This window comes from uncultured Anaerococcus sp. (assembly GCF_963510575.1).
Lineage (GTDB): Bacteria > Bacillota > Clostridia > Tissierellales > Peptoniphilaceae > Anaerococcus.
In genome coordinates this window covers 1-7,443 of the sequence record NZ_CAUPFR010000081.1, presented here as the reverse complement: position 1 = coordinate 7,443, position 7,443 = coordinate 1, and the positions used below count along the sequence as shown (strand labels likewise).

Here is a 7,443-nt window from a genome sequence, read left to right as displayed (position 1 = left end):
CCTCCACCAGCTAATCCACCAGACACACCACCCGAAAACCCACCAGACACACCACCGGAAACACCACGGGAACTCCCACCAGAAACTCCACCAGAGATTCCTCCAGAGATACCACCGGAAATCCCACCAGAGACACCTCCAGAGGAACCCCCAGTTCCTGAAGAACCAAAAACTCCAGAGGAACCCACAGTTCCTGAAGAACCACCAACTCCAGAGGAACCCCCAGTTCCAGAGCTTCCACCAATACCACTCACTCCATACAACCCAAAAACAGGTATTAGTGGTATGACTAATATTATTGGATTCTTGGTAAGCTCTTTAGGCGTATTGTTTGTAACAAAAAATAGGAAAAATAAAGAATGATATAAAAGCCAAGTGGGTCTTATAACCTGCTTGGTTTTTGCATTGCTGCCATTTTTTAAGAGCTATTTAAAAAATTACACACCCTAGTTGCTTAGGAATCTTAAAGTAAACCCTAATTTTTGGATAGAGTAAAAAATAAGCGTTATTAAATTGTCTAATAAATTCATAACAAGCTCCTTTACTTAAAATCTATCTATGGTTAAAACTATTAAACAAGAGGTAAGGTAATACTAGTAATAATTATAAATTTTTGAAAGGGTTATTATGGTATATTTTTTTATTTTAGTATTTTTAGCCTTTAGTCTTTATAACCTTAGAGGGATTAGGGAAATGATTCTAAGGATATATTTCAATCCTATTTGCAACTTGATATTAATTTTGGCTGGACTTCTGTATATTTATATGGCCTACAAACTTGATGGAAGCTTAGCTGGTTACATTTTAGGTTTAAGTGGCTTTTTTTATCTTAATACAAATACTTTTTGCCAAGGAATTGCTAGGAACGGGATTTTTGTCCTTATGGGTTCATCCATTATTAGAAAATTAAATCCAAAAGATGTTAAAGATATAAAAATTGATGAAAAAAATAATACCATTAGTATCTACGCAGATTCAACAATTTACAAACAAAAATATAAGAAAGAAGACTTCCCAAAAGTACTTAAAATTATAGGGAATTTCAAATAAAAAATCGCCCCAGAGGAGCGATTTTTTTAGTAGGTGAAAATACCTGTTGATATTAAAAATAGGACAAACATGATAACTGGTAAGAAGTACTTGGTCATTACTATGTAAAGACCTTTTTTGGCAAACTTCTTGCCACCATATTCCACTTCGTCGATTATCCATTGTGGTTTCATAATCCATCCTATAAAGATTGATGATAGGAAGGCAATTAGAGGCATCATGAAACTATTTGAAATATAGTCCATTATGTCTAGGAGTTGACCTGTTGAACCATTTGGTAGGGATACTTCAACGTAGAATTTGCTATAGCCTAGGGCAATTACTGCTGTTGCTATGAGATAAACTACAGATAGAACAAGGGTTGTTGACTTCCTTTTAGTTCCCAATATTTCAATTGTATTTGCGACTATAGATTCAAGTACAGATATACAAGAAGTTAGGGCTGCAAATGCTGCTAGGATGAAAAATATTAGGCCAATTATCCTTCCAGCAGGACCCATTTGGAAAAATACCTTTGGTAGGGAAATGAACATTAGGCCAGGACCTGCAGACATTCCTTCAACACCCAAAAATACATAAACAGCTGGAATTATCATCACACCTGCAAGCATAGCTACAGCTGTATCCATAATTTCTATAACTGATACTGATTTACTAAGGTCTACATCTTTCTTTACATAAGATCCATAGGTAATCATGATTCCCATAGATACAGAAAGTGAGAAAAACAATTGGCTCATAGCATCTAGAGAGATTTGCAAAAATCTAGATAAGGTCATACCGGTAAAATCAGGTTTTAAATAAACTGCAAGGCCTTGAAGACCAGTTCTAATCTCACCATTTTCTCCACTTGATTTTAAGGTAAGGGAGAAAATTGCTATACCAACTACCATAATCAAAAGAATTGGCATAATAATTTTTGAAACTCTTTCAATTCCTTTCTCAACACCACCAAAAACTATCAAAGCGGTCATAACCATAAAGATTAGGCTGCAATAAACAGAAGCGTTTGAAGATATGAAGTTAGTAAAACAAGCATCTTCTGCAGCGAGTTTCATATCACCAGTTAAAAAATATTTTATGTAATTAAGGATCCATCCTCCAATAACTGCGTAATAAGTCATAATTATAACTGGTACAAAAAATGTAAAAACACCTAAAAATTTCCATTTTGCTTTCATTGATTGGTAGGCGTAAATTGCACTTTTTCCAGTTTTACGACCTATAGCAAGGTCTGTAGTTAGGAGAGCAAAACCAACTGTAATAATTAAAGCCAGATATATAATGAGGAATACTCCCCCTCCATCTTTGGCGGCAAGATATGGGAAGCGCCAAAGGTTACCTACACCAACGGCTGAACCGGCTGCAGCTAATACAAAACCTAGCTGGCCAGTAAATCCTTTATGTTCTTTCATAACAATTCCTCTTTTCTTTATAAATTAATAGTCATATCATACCGCCAAAAATTAATAATTAAAACTTTTTTTTAATTTTTTTTCATTATTTTTTTGAAAAAATAGGTTTTAAGATTTAAAAAAGTATAAAAATCAGCATTATAAACCTGATATTTAGATAAGAATTAAATTAATTATGAGCTTAAAGGGATAATATTACAGAAATAATTATGGGTATAATTTTTCATATAAATTATTTGTAATTCTTATGAAAAGTAAGTCGAATGGTCATGGTTTTTAAGCTTTGGATTTTATCTATTTTTGCGTATCTAAAAAGCTAAGATAGGTTGGTTTTAAAGGTTTATTAAATTATTTATAGAAATTAACTTAAGTTTTGTAGTAAAATTTATTTAATTTATTGTTCATTTTGTAATTTCATTATAGAATATGGGTATATATAATTTAGAAATTAAGAAAAATAGGAAGGCTAATATGACTAAAAAAATTGCAATTCAAGATACATACGGCGAAAGATTTCAATATTGTTGGGGATGTGGTCCTAAAAACGAAGACGGTCTACATTTGAAATCCTATCCAACAGAAGATGGCAAGGAAGTTATAACAAAAGTGAAACCAGCTAAGGTCTTTACTGGTGGAGTCCCAAATAATTTATTCGGTGGGATGATCGCCATGATTTTTGATTGTCATGGCACAGCAAGTGCGGCTTTTTTTAAGCATCACTCTAAGGGGCTAGACCTAACAGAAGAAACAGTGATAGAAAGATTTATCACTGCCCACCTAGAAGTGGATTTTAAAAAGCCAACCCCAATGGATGAGGAAGTAGATGTAGTAGCAAGCCTTGAAGAATTGGGAGAAAGAAAAGCTATAGTAAATATGGTCTTAACTTGCAAGGGAGAAGTAAGGGCTAAGGCAAAAATGGTGGCTGTGGCTGTTAAGGACAATATGTAATTTTTTATATAATTGTTACCAAATTCTTTTTGCGAAAATTACAGAATAATATTTGAGGATAAAATTTTTGCTTGATAGAAAAATAAAAATAAGATTAGAAATAGACAAAACATATAAGTCGGACTTTGTAAAAAAAGTCCTAGATGATTTGCCAGATTGGTTTGAATTTGAAGAAGCAAAAGCAAATTATGCTGAAAACTCTAAAATTTATGATACCTATATAATAAGTGAAAATAACAAAGATTTGGGATTTTTAATGATAAAAGAAACCTCATCTTATGCTATAGAAATATATTGCCTGGGTGTTTTTCATGCCCATAGGTATAAGGGATATGGCAGTCTCGTAGTTGATGAAGTTTTAAATTTGTATAGGGAAAGCTATAATTTCTGCCAAGTTAAAACCTTAGATGAAGGTCTTGATAAATTTTATGATCAAACTATTGGTTTTTATAAGGCCAGAGGATTTATGAAGCTCGAAACAATTAAAGAAATATGGGGCGATGACAATCCATGCATGATTATGGTAAAAAGTCTTTAAAGGTTATTCTTTAAGGGCTTTATTTTTTTATAAAAAGCTTGCGTGATTTTTTAAAATGTGGTACTATAAATGTAACATAAAAAGTACTATAAATGTAACAAAATCAGAGGGGTTTTTATGATAAGTTTTGCAATAGTATCTTATTTTATCTTGTTAGTCACAATGTTTTTTGTAAAAGTACCAAATTATTTGTCGATTATAATAGGCCTGGGAGTATTTTTCTATATTTCTTTTTATTATTTTAAAAATGAAGGTGGGAAAGTACAAAAATACTATACCTTGAAGACATTTTTATTAAGTGTTGTAATATCGATTATTATAGTTTTGGGTTTAGGTGTAATTCAATCGCTAACAATAGGATATGACCCAAGTGAGGTAGTAGATCCAAAGATATTTAAGCTATATGTAACTTTATGTATTTTTGTGGTTTATACCTTAATCGCTAAGATAAAGATGAATAAGATTTATAAATAAAAAAGGAGTGGTTTTTGCTTGGATGTAGTAATAGAAAATAGGATTAGGGAATTTAGGAAGGAAATGGGACTATCTCAAAACGCCCTTGCAAAAATGGTAGGACTTAAACGCAGGTCTATAATGGCCTATGAAAGTAATACAATTAGTCCGACCCTAGAGACAGCCTACAAGATTTGCAAGGTTTTTGATAAGGATATCAAGGAAGTTTTTATATTTAAATAGGAGAAAATATGGGATTATTATTTAACACCAGCGATGATATGGATAAAAAAGTAAGGGAAAAATTTGGAGACGATAAGTCTTATTTAATAGTTTTTAAGCACAATAGCCCTGCTAAGGATATTAGCAAATGGTTTTTAATTGGTGGTCTTTATTATACAATGGATTCATCAAGGACCTTCATTTTATACTTTGACCCTAAAGGAGTTTATGAATCTGAGATTTCAAACTCAGATAAAAAAGATTTTCTCTTTATGGCTTGGAATGAGATAGAAGATTTTAAACTGGTAGAGGGAAATAAAAAAATACTTAAAATAAACCACCTAGGCAAGGTCTACCAATACGAAGTAGAGCTAAACGGTAAATTATTTAAAAATAATTACAAAAATTTAAATCAACTTTTGGAAAATAATTGGAACAGAGTTGAATGATGGGGATGGTTTACAATTGAAAATTTTAGAAGCTAAAGAATACGAAAATATTGACTTTGCTGATGACATATATTTGGTCGAATATTTTCCTGCCTATAAACTCACCCTTCCTTGGTATGAAGATAAGCTAACAGTGAAAATGGTAGATAACGCCGACGAACCTTACGACATCGACAAGCTAAAATTAATGTATGAGTACTTAAATAAAAATGGTGATTTATTTTATATAGCTTACAAAAATAAACTAGTAGGAGATTGTGCTATTTTTGATGATAACATGGTCGCTATCGTAGTTTCGAAAGAATATAGGGGAAGAAAAATAGGAAGCAAGGTCTTAAAAAAATTGATATCCTATGCAAGGGAAAAGAAATTATCTTACCTAAAGGCAGAAATTTACTACTTTAACCAAGTTTCTAGAAGCTTATTTGAAAGATATGGTTTTGAAAAGATTGGCAAAGAAATGTATAAATTAGAGTTAATATAAAAAAATCGTCCGGGGATTAGATTACTTAAAGTAAGTTATCTATCTCTTGGACGATTTTTATTGACTAATCTTCCTTATTTTCTTTTAGGCTAAATTCTAACAATACTGGGTTGTGGTCGCTGTTTACGAAGCCTATGGCTTGGCCTTTTACGGATTTTACTTCTATGTTGTCTGAGAGTAAAAATCCGTCTATTATACATTCATATGAGTCGTTTGGGTCGTATGGCTTGTGGTTGAGCCTTGATGAGTGGGTGTTTTTATCGAAGACTGGTTTGATGTTGTCTGTTAGATAGTCATATGGGAATGGTGATGGGTTCCATATTCCTTCTGGGACCTTTGCTTCATAGCCTTTTCTCAATTCCTGGTTAAAGTCTCCGCCAACTATTAAATAATTCCCTTTTTTATATTCTTCATTCATGAAGGCGATTATTTGTTTGGTTTGTGCTAGTCTACCACTTGATCCTGATTCGTAGGCATCTAGGTGGATGTTTACTAGGACTAGATGTTTATCGGTTCCTTCTATAGGTAGATAGGAGGCGTTGAAGCCTCTTTTTAGGTTTGCAAGCCTTACTGGCCACTTATGTGGGACGGGTTGTTGGTATCTGTAGGAAGATTCTATATTAAATTTTGATTTGGTATAAATACCAGAATTAACCTTACCCATTGGTGGGATAGGGAAAGGAACAAATCCTACTTTGTAGTTAAAGGCGAAGGTTGATGCACCACTGAGCTCCTTATCAAAATATTCAACTTCGTTTATATGGTAGGTTCTTTGAGAATCTGCATCTACTTCTTGGAGGAGGAGTAGGTCTGGATTGATATTTTTTATTTCATCTGCAATACCAGCTAGGGCTTTTTCTACGTGGTCTTTTGAGATTGGGTTGACTCTTTTTCCACCATCCATAAAAAAGTCTGTATCCTTGTCTAGGCCTCCGTAGCCTATATTCCAAGTAAGAGCTTTGTAAGTTTCGCCTCCCTTTATCTTGTCTTTAGATGAACCTGATATAGCGATTTCTTCAATATCTTTTGGTTTGTATTCTGTAACCATTAAATATGCAAGAAGGCATAAAAAGGCAATTATTAATATTAGAATTAAGTAACCAAATATTTTCATAGCTTTTTTCATAAATACCTCACATTCTTATGTTAAGGATATCATTAAAAGAAGATTTAGTAAATAGTTTTATAAAGAATTTCAAATAGTAAAATAAATACAAAGGGGATATGAGATGAAAAAAATATTATGGGATATAGATGGAACTCTTTTGAATTTTGATTTAGCTGAGACTGCAGCTATAAATAAGTGTTTTCAGATTTTTAATTTAGGAGTTCCTACTAAGGATATGCTTAAAACTTATAAAAAAATAAATAATGATTATTGGCAAAGGCTGGAGAGAAATGAAGTGACTAGGGAGGATGTTCTTTTAGGTAGGTTTAGGGATTTTTTTGAAACTTTTGGGATAAATACAGAACTTGCTGGAGAATTTAATCATAATTATCAAGTACAACTTGGCAAAACTTATGTTTTTAATCCTTATGGAAAAGAAACGGTAATAAAACTTAGTGGTAAATATGACCAATATGCAGTTACAAATGGTTCTTTAACAGCCCAAAAGGGTAAACTTGAGGGATCTGATTTGAATAAAATTTTCAAGAAATCTTTTATTTCTGAGCTTATAGGTTTTGAAAAACCTGATAAGAGGTTTTTTGAGTATGTATTTAAGGAAATTGGTTGGGATGATCTTGGTGATTATGTAATAATTGGCGATTCGCTAACATCAGATATGCTAGGTGGGGTAAATGCAAAAATCAAAACAATTTGGTTTAATCCAAATAAAAAAGAAAATCATTTGAATTTACCAATAGATTTGGAGATAGGGTCTT

At 32.4% G+C, this 7,443-nt stretch carries 11 protein-coding genes; 8 read left to right on the top strand and 3 right to left on the bottom strand.

Features of this window, described 5'->3' with window-relative positions:
• The coding region (locus RQ907_RS06580) for a hypothetical protein (protein WP_311492582.1) at positions 1-254 on the bottom strand (254 nt) is incomplete at its 3' end.
• A 373-nt stretch (positions 255-627) separates the two neighbouring features.
• Between RQ907_RS06580 and RQ907_RS06575 the strand changes: the two genes are divergently transcribed.
• Positions 628-1,050, top strand: coding sequence for a hypothetical protein (locus tag RQ907_RS06575; RefSeq protein WP_311492581.1), 423 nt, complete (start codon positions 628-630; stop codon positions 1,048-1,050).
• Positions 1,051-1,076: 26 nt separating this feature from the next.
• On the opposite strand, the gene RQ907_RS06570 is transcribed toward RQ907_RS06575, so the two are convergent.
• Entirely contained in the window at positions 1,077-2,465 is a 1,389-nt protein-coding gene (locus tag RQ907_RS06570; protein WP_311492580.1) for a sodium-dependent transporter, read from the bottom strand.
• 471 nt (positions 2,466-2,936) lie between these two features.
• Between RQ907_RS06570 and RQ907_RS06565 the strand changes: the two genes are divergently transcribed.
• From RQ907_RS06565 to RQ907_RS06540, 6 genes are all read left to right on the top strand, one after another.
• Positions 2,937-3,413, top strand: coding sequence for a hotdog domain-containing protein (locus RQ907_RS06565; RefSeq protein ID WP_311492579.1), 477 nt, complete (start codon positions 2,937-2,939; stop codon positions 3,411-3,413).
• Between the two features lie 67 nt (positions 3,414-3,480).
• The gene (locus tag RQ907_RS06560; protein ID WP_311492578.1) at positions 3,481-3,951 is read left to right on the top strand and encodes a GNAT family N-acetyltransferase; all 471 of its coding nucleotides are present in this window, start codon (positions 3,481-3,483) and stop codon (positions 3,949-3,951) included.
• Positions 3,952-4,068: 117 nt separating this feature from the next.
• Positions 4,069-4,425: a hypothetical protein gene (locus RQ907_RS06555; RefSeq protein WP_311492577.1), complete on the top strand. Its 357-nt coding sequence runs from the start codon at positions 4,069-4,071 to the stop codon at positions 4,423-4,425.
• A gap of 18 nt (positions 4,426-4,443) precedes the next feature.
• Positions 4,444-4,647 carry a helix-turn-helix transcriptional regulator gene (locus tag RQ907_RS06550; RefSeq protein WP_209772249.1) on the top strand — a complete coding sequence of 68 codons (204 nt, stop codon included), beginning with the start codon at positions 4,444-4,446 and terminating at the stop codon, positions 4,645-4,647.
• 8 nt (positions 4,648-4,655) lie between these two features.
• Complete coding sequence (locus tag RQ907_RS06545; protein WP_311492576.1) at positions 4,656-5,075, top strand: histidine kinase; 420 nt, start codon at positions 4,656-4,658, stop codon at positions 5,073-5,075.
• 16 nt (positions 5,076-5,091) lie between these two features.
• Positions 5,092-5,559 (top strand): GNAT family N-acetyltransferase, encoded by a 468-nt coding sequence (locus RQ907_RS06540; protein ID WP_311492575.1) that lies wholly within the window; start codon positions 5,092-5,094, stop codon positions 5,557-5,559.
• Between the two features lie 64 nt (positions 5,560-5,623).
• Here RQ907_RS06540 and RQ907_RS06535 read toward each other — a convergent pair whose 3' ends face one another.
• Positions 5,624-6,685, bottom strand: a complete 1,062-nt coding sequence (locus RQ907_RS06535; protein ID WP_311492574.1) for an endonuclease/exonuclease/phosphatase family protein — start codon at positions 6,683-6,685, stop codon at positions 5,624-5,626.
• Positions 6,686-6,788: 103 nt separating this feature from the next.
• Here RQ907_RS06535 and RQ907_RS06530 point away from each other — a divergent pair.
• Positions 6,789-7,443: HAD-IA family hydrolase (locus tag RQ907_RS06530; protein WP_311492573.1), on the top strand; the 655-nt coding region annotated here is incomplete at its 3' end.